Genomic DNA, 23,206 nt, shown 5'->3' on the forward strand with positions numbered 1-23,206 from the left:
CACCATCGCAAGGCCTGTCGACAGTCCGTCGACACTCCGCCGACGGACGATCCCGGTGGTCATCGATAGGCATCGGCCATGGCGTGGAAGGACCGCTTGGGCGCGAGACTGCCGTCGGGCATCACCTTGCAGACCCCGTAGGAGGCGACGTCGAGGTCGAAGCGGGGGTCGGCGTGATGCGGGTATTCATAACCGGCGAAGGTGAACCAGAAGGCGGTGTCCACCCCTTCCGCGTCGAAGACCGCGATCATCTCGCGCAGGTGGCGGGCCTGTTCCTCCTCGTCGCGCACCCAAGCCCCGTCGACCCGGGGTGGATCGGCGTCGTGGTCGACGACATCCAGCCAGCCCAGGCCGCCGCGCTCGGCGGCGCCGCGGTAGGTGCAGCAGCCGAACTCGGTCGCCGCGAGCGGCTTTCCGTGCCGGAAGTACTCCCGCAGGCCCTGGCGGAAGGCGTCGCCGGGATCGCCGTAGGCGTCGGCGCTCACGATGTCGAAGGGCGTCCAGTCGATCTGCTCCCAGGTTCCGGAGGCGTAGGTGAGCTTGCCGCGGAACCGGGTGCGCACCGCGGCCGCGATGCCGGCCAGCAACGGATCCAGCTTCGCGGGTACCTCGGCGACCTTGGCCGGCGCCTCGGGCGCGCCGCCCACCAGGGTGCCGATCCTGGCGAGACTGTCGTGCCCCGGGAAGAAACCGGGGGCGAACAGGCTCAGCTCGCAGCCGGTGACGAACACCTCCGCCCCCACCTCCTCGGCGCGGTCCGCGCAGCCGGCGAAGTACGGCACCAGCTCCGCGGCGGACAGTTCGCAGGGGAACGGGGAGAACCACACCTCCAGCCCGGCGTCGGCGGCGTGCCGGGCCGCGACGGCCAGCCGATCCGGGTCACCGCCGGTGATCCGCACCGCGTCGCAGTGCAGGTCCTCGGCGATGACGCGGATCTCCCGGCGCACCGCTTCGGCGTCGAAAACGGGCCGCGAACACCGTCCCCCAGGGGTGAAGCCGGTGTCGTAGGTGATGCCTCGAGCTCTCATCGGATACCTCCTGCGTTCGACGGGCAACCGGCCCGGAACATTAGGTACGAGGCAAAACCCGGTCAACGAGAACATTCCCTACCGAGACTGTCCACCCAGCTCATCCCGATAATGATCATTGCAATGACGATGCCGAGTAATGCACGCACGTTGCAAAGATCGGCGAGCGGCCCGCATACTGGCCGCACCACGACCGAACCCCGGGAGCCGGCCGGATGCCAGGACGCAGGCTGACCAGTGCCGACCGGCAACGGATCGCCGAGGGGCTCGCGCAGGACCGGGACTACGCCGAAATCGCCCGCGGCCTCGGCCGTCCCACCTCGACAGTGAGCCGCGAGGTCGCCCGCAACGGCGGGCCGGGCCGCTACCGCTCGGAGCTGGCCCAGCTCGCGACCACCCACCGCGCCCGGCGCCGGCCTCGCCCGCCCGCGGCGCGGGAAACCGGCGAGCACCCCGGCCCCGATCCCGGCACGACCGCCGCGTTCGTCACCGAACTCACCGCGGCGCTCACCGGGACCGGCATGCCGCGCACCGCCGCGGGCGTACTGGCGTGCCTCTTCGTTTCCGAGACCGGCAGCCGCACGGCCGTCGAACTGGCGGGGCATCTGCGGGTCAGGGCGGCGACGATCTCGCACGCGGTCGCCCTGCTGCACCAGCACGGCCTGATCCGCCGCGGCCGCGACGGCCACAGCCGGCGTCACCGGTACTTCCTCGACGAAAACGCCGGTGTCCGCTCCGCGGTGGCCGGCGTCCGCGCCAACCAGCGCCTCGCCACCACCGTGCTGCGGGGCGCCGGAATCTTCGGCGCCGGCACCGCCGTCGGAACCCGGCTCGCCACCGCCGGCCATTCCTCGAACAGTTCGGCGACGACGTCCTCCGCGCCGCCGAAAAACACGCACGCACCACCTCCGGACCCGGCCACCCCGGGCCGGCGCCGGTTAAGGTCGGGGGTGTGCTCGGTCACCTGGGGATCAACGTGCCGGACCTCGGTGCGGCCAAGCGGTATTACGACGGCCTGATGCCGCTGGTCGGGTTCGAGCCGTTCCTGAGCTCCGGCGACCAGTTCGCGTACCGGCCCGCGGGCGGCAAGCCGGGAACGTACGTGTTCTTCTACCCGGCGGCCGACGGCGGTGCCCACAGCAGCGAACGGACGGGCCTGCAGCACCTGGCGTTCATGGTCAAGACCCGCGCGGCCGTCCACGCCGTCCACGACCACGTGCGTTCGATCGGGAACACCGTGCTGCACGAACCGCGGGACTTCCCGCAATACCCGCCGCCGTACTTCGCGCTGTTCTGGCTCGACCCGTTCGGCCTCAAGCTGGAAGCCGTCTGCCACCACGACCGGTAGCGAACCGGCCGGGTTCAGCCGGTCACGACGGCGACCACGAAGCCGAAGACGTAGAGCACGGCCAGCGTGACGGGCAGCCACTGCTCGAGATGGGTCAGCGGCCAGTAGAGCGCCTTGTCCTTGCCTTCCCCGAGGGCCTTCCACTCCGCCCGCCAGTACGGCGAGGCGGGCAGCTTCTCCTCCAGCATGCCGATCACGATGTACTTGGCCGTGTTGAGCTGCCGGTACGACCGCACGAGCCAGAACCAGGCCGCGGTCTGGACCAGCAGCAAGGCCAGCGGCAGGACGAGCACCCAGGTGGGCAGCACCGACGCGCGCCACAGCGCCGCGCCCGCGGTGAGCGTCGCCGTGTTGAGGCTCAGGAAGAACGCGTTGGCGAGCGCGCGGCGGGCGCTGATCCGGTCGGCCATCTCGACGTAGATCTTGTACTGCTCGAGAATCGCCCCCGGGTAAGCGGCGTAGGACTGTTCGTCGACGCCCTCGGTCCACAGTGCCGACCGGACGTCCTCGACGGGAATGGACCGAGCACCGAAGTACCGGGAAAGCAGGAAGGCCACGCGGGTACTTTAGGTATTTCGCCGCGCACGCGCACCATCGGCGACCTCGGGCACCGGCCGGCTCATCCGGTGAGGCCGAGCACGTCCGCGATCATCCACCGGGACAGGCCGCGGCGGTACTCGCCGAACCGCCGGGACCGCTTGAGCGGGCCGCTGTAGTCGGAGTCCGTGTCGGTCACCCAGACGGTGATCCGGCGGCTGCCGGCCCCGCTGTTGGGCGAACCCGCGGCCATCTGCGCCCAGTGGTGCCGGATCTGCGCCTCCAGGAACACCCGGTCACTGCGCGAATCGCAGAGCAGGACGGCCTTCCCGACCGGGATCCGGTCCACCACCCGCTGGAGCTCGAACTGGGTGCCGGTGTTGCCCGGCCGGTATCCGGACAGGTCCAGCACGGTCAGGTCGACCCGCGCGAGCAGGAGGTCGACGGCCATCTGCCAGAAGCTGCCGTGGCAGAGCACCGCGCTGACCGGGTAGCTGCCGTGCGGGTCGTACACCTTCAGCGGGAGGTCGGTCACGGCGCCGAGCCGGTGGGCACCCGGCCCCAGCGGCGTGGCGGGCCGGTCGGCGAGCCGCCGGCGGAAGACCCGGGGCGAGGTGACGAACATCGTGTCGAGACCGCCGGTCCGCCGCGCCTCGCGCAGTTCCGCCGGGCTGACCGAGGCCGCGCTGCGCAGCAGGTGGACGTACCCGACCTCGCGCCAGGCCCCACGCAGGAAGTCCCGCGTCCTGGCCTGGTTGTCGAACAGCCTGAGGTAGGCGATCTTCAGCGGTGGCCGGTTCAGGACGTTGCGCGTGGCGGACACCGGCCCGGCGCCGCGCATCTGCACATGCCGCCGCCCGGCGAACACGACGGTCAGGTCCGGGACGAGCGTGGCCCGGCGACCGTCCTCGTCCGGCCCGATCGAGGACAGTTTCGCCGACAGCGCGGGGTTCTCCGACCACGTCCGGACGTGCCGCGCCACCTGCCAGCGGCGGAACCGCCCGCTCAGGGCGACGAGCAGGACGAGCACCGCCGCCGCGAAGAACAGCGTCAGGCCGAGCACCCAGCCGGACGCGCCGCGCGACTGCCGCGCGGTCAGGACCGCCACCCAGACCACGGCGGTCGCCACCAGCAGGACGACCACGAGCCGCAGCAGGATCCGCTGGACCGCGCGGCCGTGCCCGGCGACCTTCTTGAGCAGGGCCAGCTGCCCCGAGGACGGCGGAACGATCAGGGCGGCGCGTCCGGGATCGCGCGCGACACGAGCGTTGACGCGGCGTGCCTTGACCCAGACGAACGCGTAAACGACCGCGATGCCGAGCGCCGGCAACAGTCGCGCGATCCCGTACATCGCGCAGGCCGTGATGATCGGCCAGGTCACGTCCGTGCGCTTCACGGACAGTCCCAGCGCGGCGGACAACCGGATCAGGAGGCCGGGGCCGAACAGCAGGACAAGGGATCCGCACGCCGTGGCCAGCGCCACGGTGCGCAGGTTCCGCCCCACCATCCGCGCCGCGTCCGCCTGCGTTTCCCGGACCCGCTCGGCAAGATCCTCGCCCATCGGCTCACCGCCCTCGCCCGCCGCTTGATCGAAGTCGGGAGCCGGCGCCGGCGCGTTACACGTTCGCCGCTCCCGGCGTGCGGCCCAGCCGCAGCGCGGAGACCAGGAAGAAGATGCCGCCCAGGGTCGCGTAACCGGCCAGGGACTTCAGGGACGCACCGTCCATTGTGGCCTGGACGAGGAACGACGTGCCCGCCACGACGGAGATCGCGCCGCTGAGGATCAGGGGCCACTGACCGCCCAGGCCGCGGCGGACGACGGCGACCGCCAGCTGGACCAGGCCGGCGACGATCGCCCAGCTCCCCCACACCCGCAGGACATCCGGGATCCCGGACGCGAAGGCGAGGCCGACGCCCGCGAGCAGGCTGACCACGACGTTCACATACAGCGCCAGGACCGGCTTGCCCGCCTTCGCGGTGCGGGCGTCGACCACCGCGGCGGCCACGTCGAACAGCGGATACAGCACCAGCAGCGCGGTGCTGACCGGCCCGAGGCTCGTCGCCGTCGCGAACAGCAGGCCCGCCCAGACGACGGCGAACGCGAACCGGACGAAGTAGAGCCGCCGCAAGGGCTGCGCGATACCCGTGGCCGGAACGGTGTCGGTGGCCATTGAGTCCTCCAACTAGATAGAACGATCTGTCTTGTCGGTGACTATGGCAGCGGTCCCGGCGGCCGTCAAGACCGACCGTTCTATCTGCTAACCTCGGGTCATGTCCGAAGCCCGCGCCCGGCTGCTCGGTTCCGCGAGCCGGCTGTTCTACTCCGAGGGACTGCACTCGGTCGGCATCGACCGGGTCATCGCCGACGCCGGCGTGACGCGGGCAACGCTGTACCGGCACTTCCCGAGCAAGGACGACCTGCTGGTCGCCTACCTGACCGCCGCCGACAAGGCCATCCGCGCCCAGATCGACGCGGCCCGGGCCGCGGGCGGGCCGGCCGCCGACGTCGTCCGGGCGGTCGCCGCGACGATCGCCGACGGCATCCGTTCACCGGGATTCCGGGGTTGCGCGTTCCTCAACGCCGCCGCCGAATACCCCGACCCCGCCCACCCGGTCCACCAGGCCGTTCTCACCCACCGGCAGTGGTTCCTGGACACCGTGACCGAACTGCTGGCCCGAACCGGGGAAGCGGCACCCGAGCCGGCCGCACGGCAGTTCGTCATGCTCCGCGACGGCGCCATGGCCGCGGGCTGCCTCACCGACCCGGCGCCGATCTGCGAAACGTTCCTCCTCGGCGTCGAAGGAATCCTGGACCGGCTCGGCGCCACGGTGCGCCATTCGGTGTAATTCCCGAACGTCCGCCGCACACCGGCCCGTTTCCGATGGTTTCCTCGTACCGACTCGGCGAGGGGGCGGAAACAAACCGGATGAGCGACCCGATATCGGACAAAGCAGAGAATGCGGTGGCCCGCGTCGACCAATTGGTCGCGCAAGCGCAACAGAAAGCGCGGCGCTACCGCGCGATGCAGCAGGCCGTCGAGCAGGTCTCGGTGTCGGCGGCCAGCAAGGACGGCACCGCCACGGTCACCGTCGACTCCGCCGGCAACGTCACCGACCTGCGGATCACCGACCGCGTCCGGGAGATGTCCGGCGACCAGGTCGCGAAAGCGGTGCTGTCCGCGCTCCGCACCGCGCAGGCGAAGCTGCCGGACCGGCTCGGCGAGGTCATGGCGGACACCATCGCCGACGATCCCGGGACCCGCGACGTCATCCTCGGCAGCTACCGGGCGAAGTTCCCGGAGCCGGAACCCGAGCCGGACCGGACTCCGCCGGCACCGGAGAGCCGGATCGGCCGGCTCGCCGACGAGCCCGGGGCCACGCCCCCACCGCCACCGCGCCCGCCCCGGCGGCCGGCCCCGCCCGACGATGACGACGAGGGCTTCGGCGGCCCGGTCATGATCCGCGAATAGCCGGGACGGAGGCGACCATGCCGGACGGGGAGACGAACGGCGGCGGCTACCAAGTCCGCCCGGACGAACTGCTCACCCACGCGAAAGCGGTCGAGCAGGTCGGGCAGACACTGGGGCAGGCGCTCGCCGCGGCCGAGCAGGTCACCATGGGCGTGCAGGCGTACGGCATGATCTGCGGACCGCTCTTCGTGCCGATGGTGCTCGCGGTCAGCACTCCCGGCCTGGTCACCCTCGGCGCCGCGCAGCAGGCCATGGGCACGCTGTCGCAGTCGATCCGGCAGGCGGCGCAGACCTACCAGGACGCCGAACAGGCGCACTCGCGGCGGATCACCGGCCTCGGCAAGGACCTGCCGTGAGCAATCCGCTGGTCGCCGCCAAACAGGACTCGACGACCTGGCACACCGGCATCAACGTCCTCGACGACGCGATCGGCGCCTACGACGGCATCAAGTCCGGTTCGTGGATCGAGGGCGGCATCGCCGCGCTCGGCACCGCGATGGACCTGCTGACCATCGCGATGAACCCGGTCGGCACGCTCATCTCCTACGGCCTCAACTGGCTGATCGAGCACGTCCAGCCGTTGCAGGACGCGCTGAACCAGCTGGCGGGCGACGCCGACCAGATCACCGCCTACGCCCAGACGTGGGGCAACATCGCGAAGGCCGTGGAAAAAGCGGCCAAGGACCTCGGCGACAGCGTGCGGAAGGACACCGCGCACTGGACCGGCCAGGCCGCGGACGCCTACCGCGCGAACGTCGGGACCAAGATCGACCACCTCAACGCGGCCGCGACCTGCGCGAACGGGATCAGCACCGTGGTCGAGATCGTCGGGGTGATCACCGCCGCGGTGCGCGCCATGGTCCGCGACATGATCACCCAGGCGGTCGGCGACTTCATCCAGGACGCGCTGGAGGAGGTCTGCTCGCTCGGGCTCGGCACGCCGGTCGTGGTGGCGCAGGTGGTCGAGCAGGTGTCGGCGTGGATCGAGAAGATCGGCGCGCTGATCAAGAAGCTGATCAACTCGGTCGAGAAGCTGCGGCCGCTGATGTCGAAGCTCGAAGAGATCTTCGCCGCGGTCAAGAAGGTGATGTCCGAGCTGCACGGACGTCCCGGCGAAGGCGGCACGCACGTCTCGTCGGCCGAACCCGGCCACTCCGCCCCGCACGAACCCGGCGCCCCGCACGAGGGCACCTCGCCGTCGTCCGCGCCGGAGCCGGACGGCGGTGTCCCCGACGGCACGCCGCCCGACGGCGCCCATGGCGGCGACCCGAACGCGTCCGGCGGCCACGACCCGGAGGCGGCCGGCGGGCAGAAGTCCGAGGGCACCGGCGGCTGCGACGGCAAGGGCGGCGACCCGGTCGACGCGGTGTCCGGCCAGATGATCACCGCGGGCACCGACGTCGACCTGCCCGGGCTGCTGCCGCTGGTGCTCAACCGCGCGTACGCCTCCGGCTATGCCGAGGGCCGTTCCTTCGGCCCCGGCTGGGCGTCCACAGTGGACCAGCGGTTGGTGCTGACCGACGACTTCGTCCGGTACTACGGCCAGGACGCGGAAGTGCTCAGCTACATCCACCCCGCCCGCGACGGCTCTCCGGTGCTGCCGAGCTTCGGCGCCCGCTGGCCGTTGAGCTGGGATGCCGCCGCGGAAACCTACCTGCTCGTCGACGAGGAGTCCGGCTGGACCCGCCGGTTCGCCGCGCACCCGACGACGCCGGGCGAATGGCAGATCAGCTCGCTGTCGGACCGCAGCGGGCACCGCGTCGACTACCTGCGCGACGAGGCCGGCCGTCCGCTCACGGTCACGCATTCCGGCGGCTACCGGGTCGGCGTCGACACCGTCGACGGCGCGGGCGGCCTCCGCATCGCCGGATACCGCCTGCTCGGCGGCGGCGAACACGGCGAAGACGTGCCGATCGTGTCGTTCCGCTACGACCGGCGCGGCCGGCTCTCCGGCATCGTGAACTCCACCGGCGCGCCTTACCAGTACGACTACGACGGCGCGGACCGGATCGTCGCCTGGACCGACCGCACCGGCTACCGCTACGAGTACGAGTACGGCCCGGACGGCCGCGTCGTCCGCGGAACCGGTCGCGACGGCTACCTCGACGCGACCTTCGACTACGACCTGGCCGGCCGGGTCACCGTCGTCACCGACAGCCTCGGCGGGCGCACCGAATACCACTACGACGAGCACAACCACATCACCGCGGTGGTCGACCCGAACGGCGGTGTCGAACGTCCCGAGTTCGACCGGTTCCACCGCCTCCTGTCGTTCACGGACAAGCTCGGTGCGGTCACCCGCTACGAACGCGACGAGAACGGCGACCCGACGCGGATCGAATACCCCGACGGCACCGCGCTCACCATCGAATACGACCCGCGCTGGCGGCTACCGGTCACCGTGACCCAGCCGAACGGCGCGGTCTGGCGGCACACCTACGACGACGCCGGCCGCATCGTGTCCACAGTGGACCCACTGGGCGCGGTCGCGACCAGCGAACTGGACGAGCGCGGCCACCTGGCCGCCACCGTCGAACCGGACGGCGCCCGCTGGACGTACACCAGCGACGGCGCCGGCCGTCCGCTGTCGATCACCTCGCCGGACGGCGAAACCACCACGTTCCGGCTCGACGGCTTCGGCCGGGCGATCGAAGCGACCGGCCCGCGCGGCCGCACCACCCGGTACGGCTGGACCCGCGAAGGCGCGCTGACCTGGCGCGTCGCCGCCGACGGCGCTCGCGAGGAACGGTTCTACGACCTCGAAGGCAGCTTGGTCCGGGCCCGCTCGGCCACCGGCGCGACGACGGTCTTCGAACGCGGCCCGTTCGGCCTGCTCACCGCGCGCACCGGCCAGGACGGCATCCGGCACACCTTCACCCACGACACCGAACTGCGCCTCACCGGCGTCCGCAACCCGGCCGGGCAAACGTGGTCCTACCGCTACGATCCGGCCGGAAACCTGATCGGCGAACAGGATTTCACCGGCCGCGCGCTCGAATACCGGGTCGACGCGATGGGCGCGATGATCTCGCGTGCCGAAGCGGGCGGCGCCGTGACCGAACTGACCCGCGACGTCCGCGGCCGGGTGTCCCGGCAGGTCTCCGGCGGAACGGCCATCGACTACGACTACGACGAAGGCGGCCGGCTCCGCCGGGTCGCCGGCGACGCTGTCGAAGTGACCTACGAACGCGACCTGCTCGGCCGCCCGGTCGCCGAGTCCGTCGACGGCCGGGTGCTGCGCAGCGAATACGACCTGACCGGCCGCCGCGTCCGCCGGATCACCCCGTCCGGCGTCGAAGCGCGGTGGCACTACGACCGGCTGCGCCGGGAAACCGCGATGACCGGGACCGCCGGAACGGTCACCTTCGAGTACCGGGAAGGCCGGGAGGTGCTCCGCCGGCTCGGCGAAAACGCGAGCCTGGCCCAGTCGCACGACGAACTGGGCCGCCTCACCGGTCAAACGCTCTTTTCCGCCGGCGAACCGGACCGCCCGCTCGAGGAACGCCGTTTCCGTTACCGCGCCGACGGTCAGGTGCTCGCGATCGACGACCGGGTGCACGGTCCGCGCGTCTTCGCGCTCACCCCGGGTGGCCGTGTCACCGGCGTGCAAGCCGCGGGCTGGACCGAACAGTACGCCTACGACGCGCTGGGAAACCTGGTCTCCGCCCAACCCGGTCCGTCCACGGAGGACGCCTCGGACGTGGCCGGTCCCCGCGCGCTGGACGGGACGCTGCTGCGCGGCGCGGGCCGGACTTCCTACACCTACGACGCTTCCGGCCGGGTCGTCCGGGAAGTCCGCCGCAGCCTGTCCGGCCGGCGCCGGATCCGCGAGTACACGTGGGACGACCGTGACCAGCTCATCGGCGTCACCACGCCGGACGGCACCCGCTGGCGGTACCGCTACGACCCGTTCGGCCGCCGGATCGCCAAGCAGCGCCTCACCCCCGACGGCGGCGTCGCCGAAGAAACCACGTTCTCCTGGGACGGCTCCGTCCTGGCCGAAGCCGCCCGTACCGTCGACGGCCGGACCACCGTCACGTCCTGGGACTACCGCGGCGGCTCGGCCGAACCGATCGCGCAGACCACCCGCTCCTGGCTGGCCGACGCGCCCGCGGAGGTGGTCGACGCCCGCTTCCACGCCATCGTCGCCGACCTGATCGGCACGCCGACCGAACTGGTCGACGCGACCGGCCGGGTCGCCTGGTACCGGACGAGCGGCCTGTGGGGCAACACCATCACGATGTCCACTCCGGACGGAACCGCCTGCCCGCTCCGCTTCCCGGGCCAGTACCACGACGACGAAACCGGGCTGCACTACAACGTGCACCGCTACTACGACCCGCACACCGCGCGGTACCTGTCGCCGGACCCCATCGGACTGACCCCGTCCGCGAACCACTACACGTACGTCCCGAACCCCCTCGCCGTGGCCGACCCGCTGGGCCTGGCCGGCTACCGGGACCCGGCGAGCCAGCAGTGGGCCCGGGACCCCGCTCTGCCGCCCGCCGACCACATCCACAACCGGGGCACCGAATACCCGAAGAGCTACTGGCAGTCCACGCACGACGCGATGGCGACGAAGTGGACCGTGGAGGGCCGGGCCCTCGGCGGCGTCCCCCGGGACGCGAGCGGCGCCCGCATCCCGCACGACCAGCTGCACTGGGTCGACGCGCAGGGCCGCCCGATTCCCTACCTCGACGCGAACGGCAAACGGAACCTGACCTACGAGCACGTCCCGCCGGTGGTGGAGCACTGGCGCGACGAGGGCCACAACATGACCGACGCGGAACGCGCGGCCTGGTACAACAACACCGACGACATGGAAGCCATGGGCAAATCGCAGAATTCGTCCGAAGGTGCGCAACTCGAAGACCGGTACGCCGAGACGGAGCCGGGGCCACGGCACCCGTGTAAGTTGCACTGACGAGGGCAAGATCGGGAGGCGAACGATGGACCCACGCGAAACCTACGCGGCGATGCCCGGCGTCGCCGCTCTCGACGACCTGCCCGACGCCTGGCACTGGGCGGCCGCCCCCGGCTTCGACTCCTGCGCCGCCCTGTACGCCGACGGCAAGCGCGCGTTCCAGGCATACGCCCTGGATTCGTACGACGAAGGCCTGGCCGTCGCGCTGCTCTCCTTCGCCCGCTCGCACAGCACCGAACTGACCACCGACGCCCCGCTGACGCCGGCCGAAGGCTTTTCCCACCCGGGATACGGCTTCGACGCGGTGGCCGCCGCCGCACCGCCCCTGCACCGCCTGTACCCGGACGACGCCGAGATGAACGACGCCGTCCGGGCGGTCATCCCGGTCTACCGCTGCGAGGTGGCCGGCGACGAGAGCCTCCAAGACGCCGAGTACCGCTACAGCCGCGGCTCCGGCATCCGCGGGACCCGCTGGGACCGCTCGCCGTCCCCGTACCTGAAGTACCGTTACCGCGGCGCCACGGGGTCCGTCCAGGCCAAACGCGGGTTCGCCGGGCTCAAGTCCATGATCGGCACCGTGACCCGCGGCGAGGGCCGGGACGACCTGTTCGTGGAGTTCGAGAACTACCGGCACGAGGTGTACACGATCACCTGGACCGGCACCTGGACCCTCACCGGACCGGACGGCGCGGCCACGCCGTCCGGTCTCGAGGAGCTGCTGGAAGCGGTCAAGGCCGCGCTGTACGGACCGAACATCGAGCACGCGGACTTCCCCGCCTGAGACCGTCGCGGCCTACCTCACCATGACGTAGTAGTCGCGGCCGACCTTCGACTGGGTGCCATCGGCTGTCCGGCTGTAGACCTGGAAGGGGTAGAACCCCGACGCGTCGGGGGTGAAGGTGAAGCTTGCCCGCCCATCGGCGCCGGCCGGGACCACGGTCGGGTTGTCGAAGTCCCAGTTGACGTAGTAGACGTAGCCGACGACACCCGGCGAGCGGGGGGTCAAGGCGAAGACGCCGGTGACGCCGGGTCCGCCGCCGGCCTCGGAGTCCGGGTAGTCGGTGCTCGCCACCAGGGGAGCGTCACTGGCCGTGTAGCTCGTGCCGGCGGTGCCGGACCGCAAACCCGTGCTGGTCGTGCTCCACACCTTGAGCGTGTGGTATCCCAAGGCCGCGGTGACGACGTCCGCGGTCGTGGTCCCGGCCGAAGCCGCGACGGTGGTCTCCGGCCCGTCGTCGATCCGGTAGGTGTAGGAGACGACGTCGGCCATACCAGGCGAGAAGCCGAACTCCGCGGGCACACCGACACCGGTTTCCCGGGGCCCGCTGACCCGCGGCTCCGTCGACTCGACATAGAAGTGATGAACATGCTGCGGCGACCGGTTGCCCACGCTGTCGACGCTCGCGACGTAGAGATCATCGGGGCCGGAGGCCTGCGGGGTGTAGGAAACCGTCGCCGACCCACCGGGGTGGTCCGCCGCCACGAAGGTGCCCGCCGGATCGGTGTTCCCGTAGTAGAACCCCACGACCGCGCCGTCGCCGCCGGCATCGAAGGTGAACGAGCCCGGCAAGCCGGCACCGGGGTGCCACGCACCATCGTCGGGATACTCGGCCGAAGTGACGGTGGGCTCGGCGACCAGGGCAGCGGCGCTCGCTTGAGCCGGTAGGGCGCCGAACGCCATCACCCCGACGGCCAGAACCGCGGTGACCCCATGACGAACTCTCATCCGAACCCCCCAGTGATCGTGCTGTCAGCTACAGCTAAGCACAAATCCGCGCGAGGGCAGGGGCGATTTCACCCGGCTCCTGCCCCGGGCGAGGCGCGGAGTCCGACGAACCGCGTAGGCCGATCGAGGTACCGGGCGCGTTGCTCGATCACTTCTCTTGACAAGGTGCCGGAAAAGCACATACGTGGACAATGGTTCAAACCACTCGGCAGGAGTTGAGCTACCGTGGTCAAGCTTGGTCGGATCACCGCGTTGCTGGCAGGCGCCGCCCTCTTGACGGGCATGACGACAGGCACGAGTGCGGCGAGTACGTCCGCCGCGCCGCGCAAGACCGGGCCGATCACCGTGGCCTACGTCGAGGTGAACAACAACAGCATGCTGAACGTGGGCAAGTACGCGCTCGCCCAAGGCGGCGGCAACGTGTTCGACATCGGCGTCATCTTCGCCGCCAACATCAACTACGACACCGCGACGAAGTCGGCATACCTGTACTTCAACCCGAACGTGCAGAACGTCCTCGACAACGTGAGCACTCAAGTTCGCCCGCTGCAAGCCAAAGGCATCAAGGTCCTGTTGTCGATCCTCGGCAACCACCAGGGCGCCGGGTTCGCCAACTTCCCCTCCCAGCAAGCGGCCGCGGCCTTCGCCAAACAGCTGTCCGACACCGTGACCAGGTACGGGCTCGACGGCATCGACTTCGACGACGAATACTCCGAGTACGGCAAGAATGGCACCGGCCAGCCCAACGCCGGCTCGTTCGTCCACCTCGTCACGGCCCTGCGCGCGGCGATGCCCACCAAGCTGATCTCGCTGTACAACATCGGCCCGGCGGCATCAAGGCTGTCCTACGGCGGCACGGACATCACCTCGAAGTTCAACTACGCCTGGAACCCCTACTACGGCACTTGGGGCGTACCGAACATCGCCCTACCCAAATCCGGGCTCTCCCCCGCGGCAGTCCAGATCGCGGCGACATCCGCCGGCACCGCCGCCGGCCTCGCCCAGCGAACCGTGAACGAAGGCTACGGCGTGTACCTGACCTACAACCTCGGTGCCGCCGACGTACACACGTACATCTCCAGCTTCACCAAACCCCTGTACGGCAAGGACGCCGTGTACACGAACTAGCCACTTCAGCTGTCGAGGAACGATCCCCGTCGCTTCCCCGTGTGCGCACTCGACGCGGGCGAGCACCTTGCCGGAGATCCGGTGCAGCGTCCGCAGAAGCTGCCAGGCGTGCGCCCGCGGCACATCCACTCGATCGTCTGTCGCCTCAGGTGTACCAGGTCGGCGTCGGGTACTCGCCCACCTCGCGGCGTTTGTACGGCAACGGGTCGTGCAGCGAGTGGGTCCGCAGGTTGCGCCAGAAGCGGTCCAGGCCGTACTTCGGCGCGCTCGCCCGCGCGCCGGTCAGCTCGAAGATCTTCGTCGCGATCTCCAGGCCCGTGTCCACCGTGCGTTGCTTCGCCGCGGCGATCAGGACCGCCACCTCTCCACGTGCTTCGGGTGTCAAGTGCTCCCTCGGGGCGTGCAGCACGCGAGAGATGGCCGCACCCGCCTTGTCGACCAGGGCTGCCGCGGCCCACAGCTTCGACTGCAGGTCGCCGTAGCCGTCGAGGATGTACCACTCCGCCGAGGCCGTCTGCTTGTCGTCTCCGCCGTAGGGCCACGCGCGGGTCCGCTCCCTGGTGTACGCGAGCGCTGTCTCCAGTGCTCCCTGCGCGATGCCCAGGTAGAAGTTCGTGAAGACGAGCTGGATCGCCGGCACGGTCAGGTCGGACACCTTGCTGCCGGTGGAGAACGACTTGTGTCCGTTGTAGACGATCGAGTCGCCGTACAGCTCTTCGACGGCGGCGAGCTGGACGTCGGTGGTCACCAGGCGCGCCGTCCAGGCCCACAGGTAGTGGTAACCCAGCAGCTGGCCGATCGAGCCGTCGGCGCTGGCGATCTCGCGGATCACCTGGTACGCGGTCTCCCAGGTCTGCCCACCTCCGCCGTGTTCGGCCGGGCCGAGCAGGGTGACCAGGCCGGTGTCCTTCAGCAGCTGGACTTCCTGGTGCGGGGTTTCGCCTCGGCGGTCGCGCTCGACCGCGTCCACGCGAGTTTCGCGGCGACCTCACGGGCGCGTTCGATCCAGTCGGTCATGCTCGGCTCCTCGCGGGTTCGGGTGTCGCGGCACTGCGGTCGAGATCGGCTTCCAGTTCGCGGATGATCGGCAGCACGTGCTTCCCGAAGTACTCGATCTCCTCCTGGAAGTGCAGGAAGCCGAGCAGCAGCAGGCCGGCGCCGCGGCGCTTGTATTCGATGGCCCGTTCGGCGATCTGTTCCGGGGTGCCGATGAGCCGGGTGCGGAAGCCGTCGTTGTACTGGACGAGGTCGGCGAACTCCGAATCCGCCCACATGCCCTTTTTGTCCGCGGTGGAGTTGCCCGCCTGCCGCACCGCCGAACGGAACCCCTCGACCGCTTCCACATTGGCTTTGGTGACGATCTCGCGCAACACGTCCCGCGCTTCGGACTCGCTTTCCCGGGCGATCACGAAGCCGTTCAGGCCGAATCGGACGGCGTGGTCGTTCTCGGCGGCGTAACCGCGAACCTCGGCGACCTGTTCGCTGAATCCCTCGTAGTCCTTGCCGTTGCTGAAGTACCAGTCCGACACGCGGCCGGCCAGCTTGCGCGCGACGGTGGAGTTGCCGCCCTGGAAGATCTCCGGGTGCGGGCGGCCGTCACCCGGCAACGGCTTGGGTTTGATGTCGAAATCGTGGATCCGGTAGAAGTCGCCGGAGAACTCGGCGTGGTCGTTCGTCCACAGTTGCTTGAGCACCCGGATGAACTCTTCGGACCGGCGGTAGCGCTCGTCGTGCTCCAGCCAGGGTTCGCCGAGCCCGGTGAACTCGTCCTTGAACCAGCCGCTGACGACGTTCACCGCGGCCCGGCCGCCGGAGAGGACGTCCGCGCTCGCCACGAACTTCGCCAGCACACCCGGGTGCCACAGCCCGGGGTGCACCGCGGCGATCACCTTCAGCCGCTGCGTCGCCAGCAGAAGTGCGAGGCTGAAGCCGGTCGACTCGTGTTGGTATGCGGCGCCGTAGCTGGCGGTGTACCGCACCTGCGTGAGGGCGTACTCGAAACCGTTGTTCTCGGCGATGACCGCGAGATCCCGGTTGTATTCGTATCCCCAATCGGTGCGCTGCTCGATATCGCTGGTGACGAGGCCGCCGCTGACGTTCGGCACCCAATAGGCGAATTTCAGAGGTTCGTGGATCTGGGTCATGATCGGCAGAGTGGGGTACGGCATCCGTCGCGGCAACGGCATCCACGACATGAGAACCCGGAGTCCCAAGCAATGGACGAGCGGGCGCCGCACTGTCCCCGCGGCGCCGCGGCGCCTACAGTTCCGGAGTCATGACCTCGGATACGGGCGAAGCGGCTCCGCGGATCAGTGTCGCGGTGTTCCCCCTCGGGGGACGCGCCGATCAGGACGTGACCGGCAGGAACGCGTCCACGGGCAGCTCCTTGAACCCCCTGATCGAGTCATCGCGTGTCGTGGAGTCCAGCCAGACCACGGCGATATCGCCGGACTCGAAGGTGTCCGGCCGGTAGGCCAGCATGCGCGAGTCCAGGACGACCCGGAACTTCTGCCCGGCCGGGACCGTGCCGTTGTCGGTGTCGATCCGGCTGGTGTTCTGGTCGAACAGCAGGACACGGGTCGCCTGGTAGATCCCTTCCTCCAGCGGGTCGTCCCCGTAAAGGTGAATGCCATAGGCGGCGGCCGAACCGATGCAGTAGCCCGGGTGTCCCTGGACCGGCATCGTGCAGTCGGAGGCGGGTGCCCGGACAGTTCCGGCGCTCACCGCGGCCTTGCGGTAGACGAGGAACCACCCGTGGTTCAGGCCGCCGGTGTACTGGCGGGCACTCCAGTCGCGACCGGTCGTCCCGGTGAGGATGATCGCCCTCGACTTCAGCACGTTCTCCTCGATGCTGTCGTCCATCCGGAGGGGGTGCGTGCCGTACCAGCCCGCCTCGGTGAACGTCGGCGGCTGTGACGTCGGAGCCCTCGTCTCCGAGGGTGTGTCCGAAGACGTCGCGACCGTGTCGGGTCCGGCAGCCGCGGGACCGCGAGGCGGGTCGTCGGTGCCGCAGCCGGCCAAGGCCAGCACCACACAGACGACGGGGACCGTGAGCGCTCCGCGGAATGACACCACACCAGCTCCTTCAACCGCTGATCCTGCCGGTCCCCGTTCGGAACCGCGCCTGGTCCGACGCCGGCGGCAGGCACGAGGTTCCACCGGGATCAGGATTACGCCGGACGGCCGCGATGGCGAGGACATCGCGCCGCTCAGCCGGCGCGGCCCGGCGGGGTTCACGGCCCTGCTGACCGCCGCGATGACGTGGTCGATGCTGCCGCTGTTCCTCCGCTGCCGCACGAATCGGCCTAATGGTGTTCAAGCCACCAGACAGCGGCGGCGACGAGGGCCGAGCCGGCGGCCGTGGCGGCGCCTCGGATCAGGCTGAAGGCGGCAGTGCGGGCGAGCCGCCTGAAAGTTTTGTGCCGCTTGGGCTTCGTCGTGGTCATGGGCCCGAGTGCACAGCACTGGCGGCCGCCGGTGAACCGATCTCGGAGACGCATAGCGGCGTAGCTCGTTATCATGCAGGTCAGCGGCAGGGCGGCGGTCTCCGAGTCGGATCCGAGTCGGAGACCGCCGCCCGGGTTCGAGATGCTGGCGGAGGCAGGATGACGGCCGAGGCGGACCAACCGGCCGTTCAACGACAACTGTCGGCTCTGCGCGCCCAGGCCCGGCAGCGACTGGAGAGCGCTGGTAAGCGGTATCGCCAGGGGTATCTGGCGACTCAGTCCCGGGTCTCGGAGCAGACGCTGAGCGGTTGGTTCGCCGGCAGGCGGCCGCGCAGCGTCGATCAATTGACCAGGGTCGGCGACGTGCTCGCCCAGTGGTCCGGCCGACCGGCGCCGACCAGAGCCGACTGGCAGGCCCTGCTTGACCAGGACGTCGGCCCGGCGTCGAACGCCGGCACCACGACGGCGGTCAGCGGCCTGCCGGCGCCGTATCCGTCCGAGCGGTTCGTGCCCCGACCGGCCGTCGAGGAACGGGTGGTGGAGTTGCTGACCGCACCGCCGTCGGGCAGCCGGGGAAGCCTGGTCGCGCTGATCGGGATGAGCGGCAGCGGCAAGACCATGTCGGCCCAGGTCGTCGCCGCCGATCCGCAGGTCCGGACCCGCTACCCGGACGGTGTGCTGTGGCTGGACCTACGGCGCACCCCCATGGAGGCCGCAGCCCAAGCCGCGGTGCTGCGCGCGCTGGGCGAGCCGGCGGCCGATCAGGCCGGCGATCTGCGATCCCTGCTCCAGGAACGGCTGGCCCATGCCCGGATCCTGATCGTGCTGGACAACCTGCGATCGCTGGCCCAGCTTCAGGCGCTGGACGTGCTCGGGCCGGGCGGCGCGCTGCTGGTCACCACCACCGAGCGGGACGCGCTGCCGCACGGCACCGAACTCTGCCCGGTTCAGCACTTCGGCGACGCGGGCGCGGCCGAGGTGCTCCGGCGCTACGCGGACGCGCCGCCCGGTCCGCTCCCGCCGGCCGCCGACGCGGTCCGCGCGCGTTGCGCCGGGCTGCCGCTGGCCCTGGCCATCTGCGGCGCTCTGGTCGCCGACGGCTACGGCTGGGACGAACTGGACGAGCTGCTCGGCTCGGTTCCTTTGTCGGCGCTGGAGAAAGCGTTCCGGGACTATCCCCATGTCTCGCTGCTAGCCGCGTTCGAGGTCAGCACGTCCACTCTGGACGAAACCGAGCGAGCCGGCTACGACGCGCTGGCGGTGTTCGCCGGACGCGGCGCGGTCCCGGTGTCGGTGGCCTCGCGGTGGTGGTCGCTGCTCGGCCTGGACCTCGACCCGCGACGGACGATCCGCCGGCTGGCCGGCCGGTCGCTGCTGACCCACCACGTCAAGGACGGCACGTTCCTGCTGCACGACCTGCTCTACCAGTACGTGAGCGTGCGCGTCGGTTCGGCCCTGACCGGACTGCACGAGCGTCTCGCCCGCTCCTACCTGACGGACTGGGGCGAGCTGTCCGCCGGACTGCCGTCTGTCGATGTCGCCGACCACTACGGCGTGGCCCACGTCGGGCTGCACCTGGCGCAGGGCGGCCGGGCCGATCTGCTGCACCGGTTACTGGCCGTGGAAACACCACCAGACCAGGGACCGGTGCGCAGCCGGTGGTTCGACCTCCACGACACAACCGGCTCGATCGCGGAGTACCTGGCCGATGTGGACCGGGCCCACCGGTGCGCCGAGCAAGCCGCCGATCGCGCCACGGATGCCGCGGACCTGGCCCGCTACCGCGCGCTGGAGATGCACTACACACTGATCCGCAGCTCGTTGCTGGGCATCGCGGCGAACGTTCCGGTCCCGCTGATGGTCGCGCTGGTGCGCCGGCGGATCTGGTCGTTCAGCACGGCATGGACCTATGGCGGTCTGCTGCACGCCCCACTGGAGCGGGCCAGAGTGTTCAGCGCGCTGGTGCGACTGTCCACGCCGGACACCGTGGACCGGAGCCGGCTGCTGATCCAGGCCCGCGTGGCCGCCGCCGCGATCGGCACGGCCAAGGAGCGGGTATGGGCGCTGGCGTCCCTAGTGCCCGCGGTGCCGGAACGGGAACGGGCCGAACTGGCCCGGACCGCGATCGCCTTGGCCGAGCAGGAGGCACCGACAGAGCTGGTCTGGGTGCTGTCCCGGCTGGCCGGCCACGTGCCAGAGCTGGTCCGCGACCGGCTTCTCGCAGTGCTCGACGAGCCCGGTGCATGGCGGCACGCCGACGACCTGGTCATCGCGGCGCGCCGGCTGCCCGAACTGCGGCCGTCGGTACGCGCGCTGGCCCGCAATCGGCGTTGGCCGTGGCAACGACTCCTGACCCTGACCGGATTGCTGGTCGATGCCGCGGCCCCCGAGCGCGCCGAACTGCTCACCGACATCGCGACGGCCGTGGACGAGCCCGACAACGACTATCGGGCAGTGTGGTCGACGCTCCTGCGGGTGCGCACCAACTCCCCGGCGAAGTACCAGCGGCTCACCGCGTTGTTCGCCGCGCTGCCGGAAGCGGCTCGGCCGGCCACGGTCGAACTCGCCGCGGAGGTCACCCTGGACGCGGAGCCGGCCAGCATCGCGTTCGCCCTCACCGTGCTGCCCGAAGAACGACGGCAGCGGTTGCGCACCGCGCTCGCCGCCGGGGACACGTCCGTGCCAAAGCTGTGTGAGCTGGCGCCGTACCTGTCACCGGATCGATTGGCCGGCCTGGTCGACCAGGCAGCCGAGCTACCGACCGCGACCGGCCGGGGCCGGGCATTGGCAGCACTCGCTCCACACCTCCCCCCGGAACTGCTGACCCGCGCGCTGGGCCTCCTGCTGGAACTGGACCACCCGAAGGACCGGGCCACCGCGTTCACCCGATTGGCACCTCGGCTTTCGGCAGCTCAGCGGCTGACGGCACTGGCCATGGTGACCGGCATCGACGAACCGGACACCCGCGCGATGTTGCTGATCGACCTCGCGCCGTACCTGCCTGCCTCGGCACTGCCGTCCGTGCCGGCCGCCGTGCCGGCCGAGGCAGGCCTCGCCCGAGCGATGGTCCTCACCCAGCTGGCCCTGCTGGCCCGGGAACCGCTGCGGACCACCATCACCGCCCAGGCCGTCGACGCGGTCGAACAGGTCCCGCTGCGGCACACCGGGCTGCACGGCTTGACGGCGGGCATCACCGATCCCCGGCAGCTGTTCGCGGTGTTCGCGTTGCGGGAGACCCTGAACAGCCGGCACGATCCGGCGGACGCCGAGGTCGTTGTGCGGCATGCCGTCGACCTGCCGCCGGGCACGATCGCCGCGATCGCGCCCGTCGCGTCCGCAATGGCCGACTCGTGTGACCGCGCGCACGCTCTGACCGTGCTGGCCCGCTGCGAAACCGGCCCCCTACGCGCCGAACTGGCCCGGGACGCACTGATCGCCGCCTGCGCACCGCACCACCACGGGGACGGCACCTCGTGCCGGGTCGAGTCCCGGTTCGCGCCCTTGCTGAGCACCCTGCCCGAGGCGGACCGGTTGCCGCTCGACCCGGCCTGGCTCGACGACATCCTGGCCGAGGACCGGCTCGAGACCGGCCCCGCGGACGAGGACCGCGACCACCGGCGTGCGGCCTGCCTGGCCGCCTACCTGCCTGCGACGCACCCCCGGCGTCCCGAGCTGGTCCCAGCACCGCTCGGGCCGCCGGACGGTCCGTACGATCACGACACGGAATCCGGTCAGAACGCCGAAGTCACGCCGCGCCGCGACTGGGCGGAATGGCGGCGCACGCTCGCCGACGCGGCGCTGACCGGCCGGCCGGCGGTGCTGGAAACTGCCGTGGCCGCATGTCTGGCGCTGCCCGAGCCAAGCGGCTCGAGCGTCGGCGAGCCGACCGCCGTACTGCTCGCTCAGCACATCGAAACCGTGCAACGCTGGTGGCCAGGCGTCACGCGCACCACCCCGAACGCCGGCGTGTTCGACCAACTCGCCGACATCATCAGCACGGACAGCCACACGGAGCGGGAATCCTGGCTGCCGGGCAATTGACGATCTTCCGAGTTGGTCCCGTCCGTAATCACGAGGACACCTGGCCGATCGCGTCCCGACGGCCGTCGCGGTCAGCTGACCGGCGTCATCGGAGCTGTCGGGTCCTCGCGCCACCAGTCACCTCGACCCGGGAAACCTCCCTGGACGTCACACCTGACCGAGAGCCCGGCAAGTCCTCGCCGAACCCCACGGCGCCGGGGTTGGCCGCGCGGCTTGCCGGTTTACCGTCGTTCCGCGTCTCAACTGGAGCCGATGGCCGGCGCGGCGTTGAACGGCTGACCCGACCCGGTCGCCGACGCCCGGGCGGTCGCGCGTCCCCGAGCAGGGTCAGGTGTTCGCTGAGCGGCTCCGGGTCAAGGGCACGCACCCGGCGGCAGTGCCGAGGTCGCATCCGGTCCGGATGCTGATCTGTCGGCCTTCGGTGGCACCACGCCGAGGATCGCGACTTTCAGCTGGACCGCCGTCCGGGGCCTGTCAGGTTTGCCAGCAGGGGGCCGGATTTCTAGGATCTCGGCATCACGAGCCGGAGTGCTCGATCGTCTGGGAGTTCGGAGGTTCACCGATGGCGCGTGCCGGCCGGCGAAGAGCCAGCAGCGGGCTTGACCGTCGAGGAGGTGCTGCGGAAGGCCGGGGGTGGACCCGTCCGATCGGGACAACCCAGCTGCCGGTGATGCCCGGACAGCCAAGGAAAGCGGACGCCGACCCGGACGAGCGCCGCGCGCGGCTGGAACGGCAGGCCTGGGAAGCGGCCGACGCGCAACGGCGCGCGGGCGCGCGGATCCGCTGGGCGGTCGTGGTCGCGGGCGCGGCAGTAGTGGTGGCGAGCATCGCGATGCTGACGACGATGTCCCGCCCGGCGCAGTCGTCGCGCGAGGCGGCGTTTTGGTCGGTGCCGCTCGAGCCGGCCGCCCCGCTGCCGTCGAGTGCCATCCCGGCTCAGTCCGCCGCGCCCACGACCTCGGCCACGCCGCCGGCCACCTCGACCACGCAGCCGGCCACGCCGACACACTCGCCGACCCGCCGGAGCGTCGCCCCACCACCGCCGGCTGCCCCGGCCGCCCCCGCCCCGCACTGCCCGACCGCCGAGACGGCGACGCTCAACGACGACGCGACCGGCATCGTCTACAGCGGACCGTGGTACGCCGCCGGCAGGCGCGGCTTGGGCGACTTCCACGACGACGTGCACGCCACGATGGCGGACGGCAGCCAGGTCGCCTACGCCTTCACCGGGACCGGCATCGCGCTCTTCAGCGAGACCTACTCCGACGAGGGCCGGATGGACATCTACCTGGACGAAGTCTTCCAGCGCACCGTCGACACCACGAGCCAGGTCCGGCACGCCCAGCAGAGCGTGTTCAGCGCCTGCGGCCTGTCGCCGGGCCGCCACACCATCCGGGCCGTCAAACGCAGCGGCACCTACATGCTGCTGGACCGCTTCGACGTCACGCCGTGAGCCGCCGGGCTCGCACGGTCCGCCCACGCCACAACAACCTCCAAGCCCAGACGAGAACAACGAAACGTCGATCCGCACTCTGCCGCTGATCCGTCATGGTTCCAC

The 23,206-nt window shown here is 70.7% G+C and carries 18 protein-coding genes and 1 pseudogene; 10 read left to right on the forward strand and 9 right to left on the reverse strand.

Annotation, left to right across the window (positions count from 1 at the left end; genetic code table 11):
- Nucleotides 1–59 precede the first annotated feature (59 nt).
- The gene (locus AB0G28_RS17255) at nt 60–1,028 is read right to left on the reverse strand and encodes a hypothetical protein (protein WP_361089307.1); all 969 of its coding nucleotides are present in this window, start codon (nt 1,026–1,028) and stop codon (nt 60–62) included.
- A 215-nt stretch (nt 1,029–1,243) separates the two neighbouring features.
- Here AB0G28_RS17255 and AB0G28_RS17260 point away from each other — a divergent pair, with 215 nt between their 5' ends.
- A complete protein-coding gene (locus tag AB0G28_RS17260; RefSeq protein ID WP_361089309.1) occupies nt 1,244–2,047 on the forward strand; it encodes a helix-turn-helix domain-containing protein in 804 nt (267 codons plus the stop codon).
- The gene (locus AB0G28_RS17265; RefSeq protein WP_361089311.1) at nt 1,981–2,376 is read left to right on the forward strand and encodes a VOC family protein; all 396 of its coding nucleotides are present in this window, start codon (nt 1,981–1,983) and stop codon (nt 2,374–2,376) included. Before AB0G28_RS17260 ends, AB0G28_RS17265 begins: the two co-directional genes overlap by 67 nt.
- Nucleotides 2,377–2,390: 14 nt before the next feature.
- Here the strand turns inward: AB0G28_RS17265 and AB0G28_RS17270 are convergent, their stop codons facing one another.
- The 3 genes from AB0G28_RS17270 to AB0G28_RS17280 all read right to left on the reverse strand — a co-directional run bounded on the left by AB0G28_RS17270 (nt 2,391) and on the right by AB0G28_RS17280 (nt 5,084).
- On the reverse strand, nt 2,391–2,933 hold the full coding sequence (locus AB0G28_RS17270; protein WP_361089313.1) for a hypothetical protein: 543 nt from the start codon (nt 2,931–2,933) through the stop codon (nt 2,391–2,393).
- A gap of 62 nt (nt 2,934–2,995) precedes the next feature.
- Nucleotides 2,996–4,474, reverse strand: coding sequence for a hypothetical protein (locus tag AB0G28_RS17275; protein ID WP_361089315.1), 1,479 nt, complete (start codon nt 4,472–4,474; stop codon nt 2,996–2,998).
- A gap of 55 nt (nt 4,475–4,529) precedes the next feature.
- Nucleotides 4,530–5,084 carry a hypothetical protein gene (locus AB0G28_RS17280; protein ID WP_361089317.1) on the reverse strand — a complete coding sequence of 185 codons (555 nt, stop codon included), beginning with the start codon at nt 5,082–5,084 and terminating at the stop codon, nt 4,530–4,532.
- A gap of 100 nt (nt 5,085–5,184) precedes the next feature.
- Here AB0G28_RS17280 and AB0G28_RS17285 point away from each other — a divergent pair, with 100 nt between their 5' ends.
- The 5 genes from AB0G28_RS17285 (at nt 5,185) to AB0G28_RS17305 (ending at nt 12,088) form a co-directional block, all read left to right on the forward strand.
- Nucleotides 5,185–5,760 (forward strand): TetR family transcriptional regulator, encoded by a 576-nt coding sequence (locus tag AB0G28_RS17285; RefSeq protein WP_361089319.1) that lies wholly within the window; start codon nt 5,185–5,187, stop codon nt 5,758–5,760.
- Nucleotides 5,761–5,876: 116 nt separating this feature from the next.
- On the forward strand, nt 5,877–6,383 hold the full coding sequence (locus tag AB0G28_RS17290) for a YbaB/EbfC family nucleoid-associated protein (protein ID WP_361089321.1): 507 nt from the start codon (nt 5,877–5,879) through the stop codon (nt 6,381–6,383).
- A 17-nt stretch (nt 6,384–6,400) separates the two neighbouring features.
- Nucleotides 6,401–6,739 (forward strand): type VII secretion target, encoded by a 339-nt coding sequence (locus AB0G28_RS17295; protein ID WP_361089323.1) that lies wholly within the window; start codon nt 6,401–6,403, stop codon nt 6,737–6,739.
- Entirely contained in the window at nt 6,736–11,307 is a 4,572-nt protein-coding gene (locus AB0G28_RS17300) for an RHS repeat-associated core domain-containing protein (protein ID WP_361089325.1), read from the forward strand. The genes AB0G28_RS17295 and AB0G28_RS17300 overlap by 4 nt, the downstream gene beginning before the upstream one ends.
- A 25-nt stretch (nt 11,308–11,332) precedes the next feature.
- Nucleotides 11,333–12,088 (forward strand): hypothetical protein, encoded by a 756-nt coding sequence (locus AB0G28_RS17305; RefSeq protein ID WP_361089327.1) that lies wholly within the window; start codon nt 11,333–11,335, stop codon nt 12,086–12,088.
- A gap of 12 nt (nt 12,089–12,100) precedes the next feature.
- Here the strand turns inward: AB0G28_RS17305 and AB0G28_RS17310 are convergent, their stop codons facing one another.
- Complete coding sequence (locus AB0G28_RS17310; RefSeq protein ID WP_361089328.1) at nt 12,101–13,033, reverse strand: hypothetical protein; 933 nt, start codon at nt 13,031–13,033, stop codon at nt 12,101–12,103.
- 225 nt (nt 13,034–13,258) lie between these two features.
- On the opposite strand from AB0G28_RS17310, the gene AB0G28_RS17315 reads away from it, so the two are divergent.
- A complete protein-coding gene (locus tag AB0G28_RS17315; protein WP_361089330.1) occupies nt 13,259–14,161 on the forward strand; it encodes an endo-beta-N-acetylglucosaminidase H in 903 nt (300 codons plus the stop codon).
- A 145-nt stretch (nt 14,162–14,306) separates the two neighbouring features.
- Here AB0G28_RS17315 and AB0G28_RS17320 read toward each other — a convergent pair.
- The 4 genes and pseudogenes from AB0G28_RS17320 to AB0G28_RS17335 all read right to left on the reverse strand — a co-directional run bounded on the left by AB0G28_RS17320 (nt 14,307) and on the right by AB0G28_RS17335 (nt 17,607).
- Nucleotides 14,307–15,178 (reverse strand): annotated as a pseudogene (locus AB0G28_RS17320) (acyl-CoA dehydrogenase family protein).
- On the reverse strand, nt 15,175–16,305 hold the full coding sequence (sfnG, locus tag AB0G28_RS17325) for a dimethylsulfone monooxygenase SfnG (protein ID WP_361089332.1): 1,131 nt from the start codon (nt 16,303–16,305) through the stop codon (nt 15,175–15,177). Before sfnG ends, AB0G28_RS17320 begins: the two are co-directional and overlap by 4 nt.
- Nucleotides 16,306–16,507: 202 nt before the next feature.
- Entirely contained in the window at nt 16,508–17,233 is a 726-nt protein-coding gene (locus AB0G28_RS17330; protein WP_361089334.1) for a hypothetical protein, read from the reverse strand.
- Nucleotides 17,234–17,466: 233 nt separating this feature from the next.
- Nucleotides 17,467–17,607 carry a hypothetical protein gene (locus AB0G28_RS17335; RefSeq protein WP_361089336.1) on the reverse strand — a complete coding sequence of 47 codons (141 nt, stop codon included), beginning with the start codon at nt 17,605–17,607 and terminating at the stop codon, nt 17,467–17,469.
- Nucleotides 17,608–17,952: 345 nt separating this feature from the next.
- Here AB0G28_RS17335 and AB0G28_RS17340 point away from each other — a divergent pair, with 345 nt between their 5' ends.
- Both AB0G28_RS17340 and AB0G28_RS17345 read left to right on the forward strand, forming a co-directional pair.
- Complete coding sequence (locus AB0G28_RS17340) at nt 17,953–21,648, forward strand: NB-ARC domain-containing protein (RefSeq protein ID WP_361089337.1); 3,696 nt, start codon at nt 17,953–17,955, stop codon at nt 21,646–21,648.
- Between the two features lie 670 nt (nt 21,649–22,318).
- Nucleotides 22,319–23,101 (forward strand): hypothetical protein, encoded by a 783-nt coding sequence (locus tag AB0G28_RS17345; RefSeq protein ID WP_361089338.1) that lies wholly within the window; start codon nt 22,319–22,321, stop codon nt 23,099–23,101.
- Nucleotides 23,102–23,206 lie beyond the last annotated feature (105 nt).

It is taken from the genome of Amycolatopsis sp. NPDC021455 (assembly GCF_040640995.1).
Classification (GTDB): domain Bacteria; phylum Actinomycetota; class Actinomycetes; order Mycobacteriales; family Pseudonocardiaceae; genus Amycolatopsis.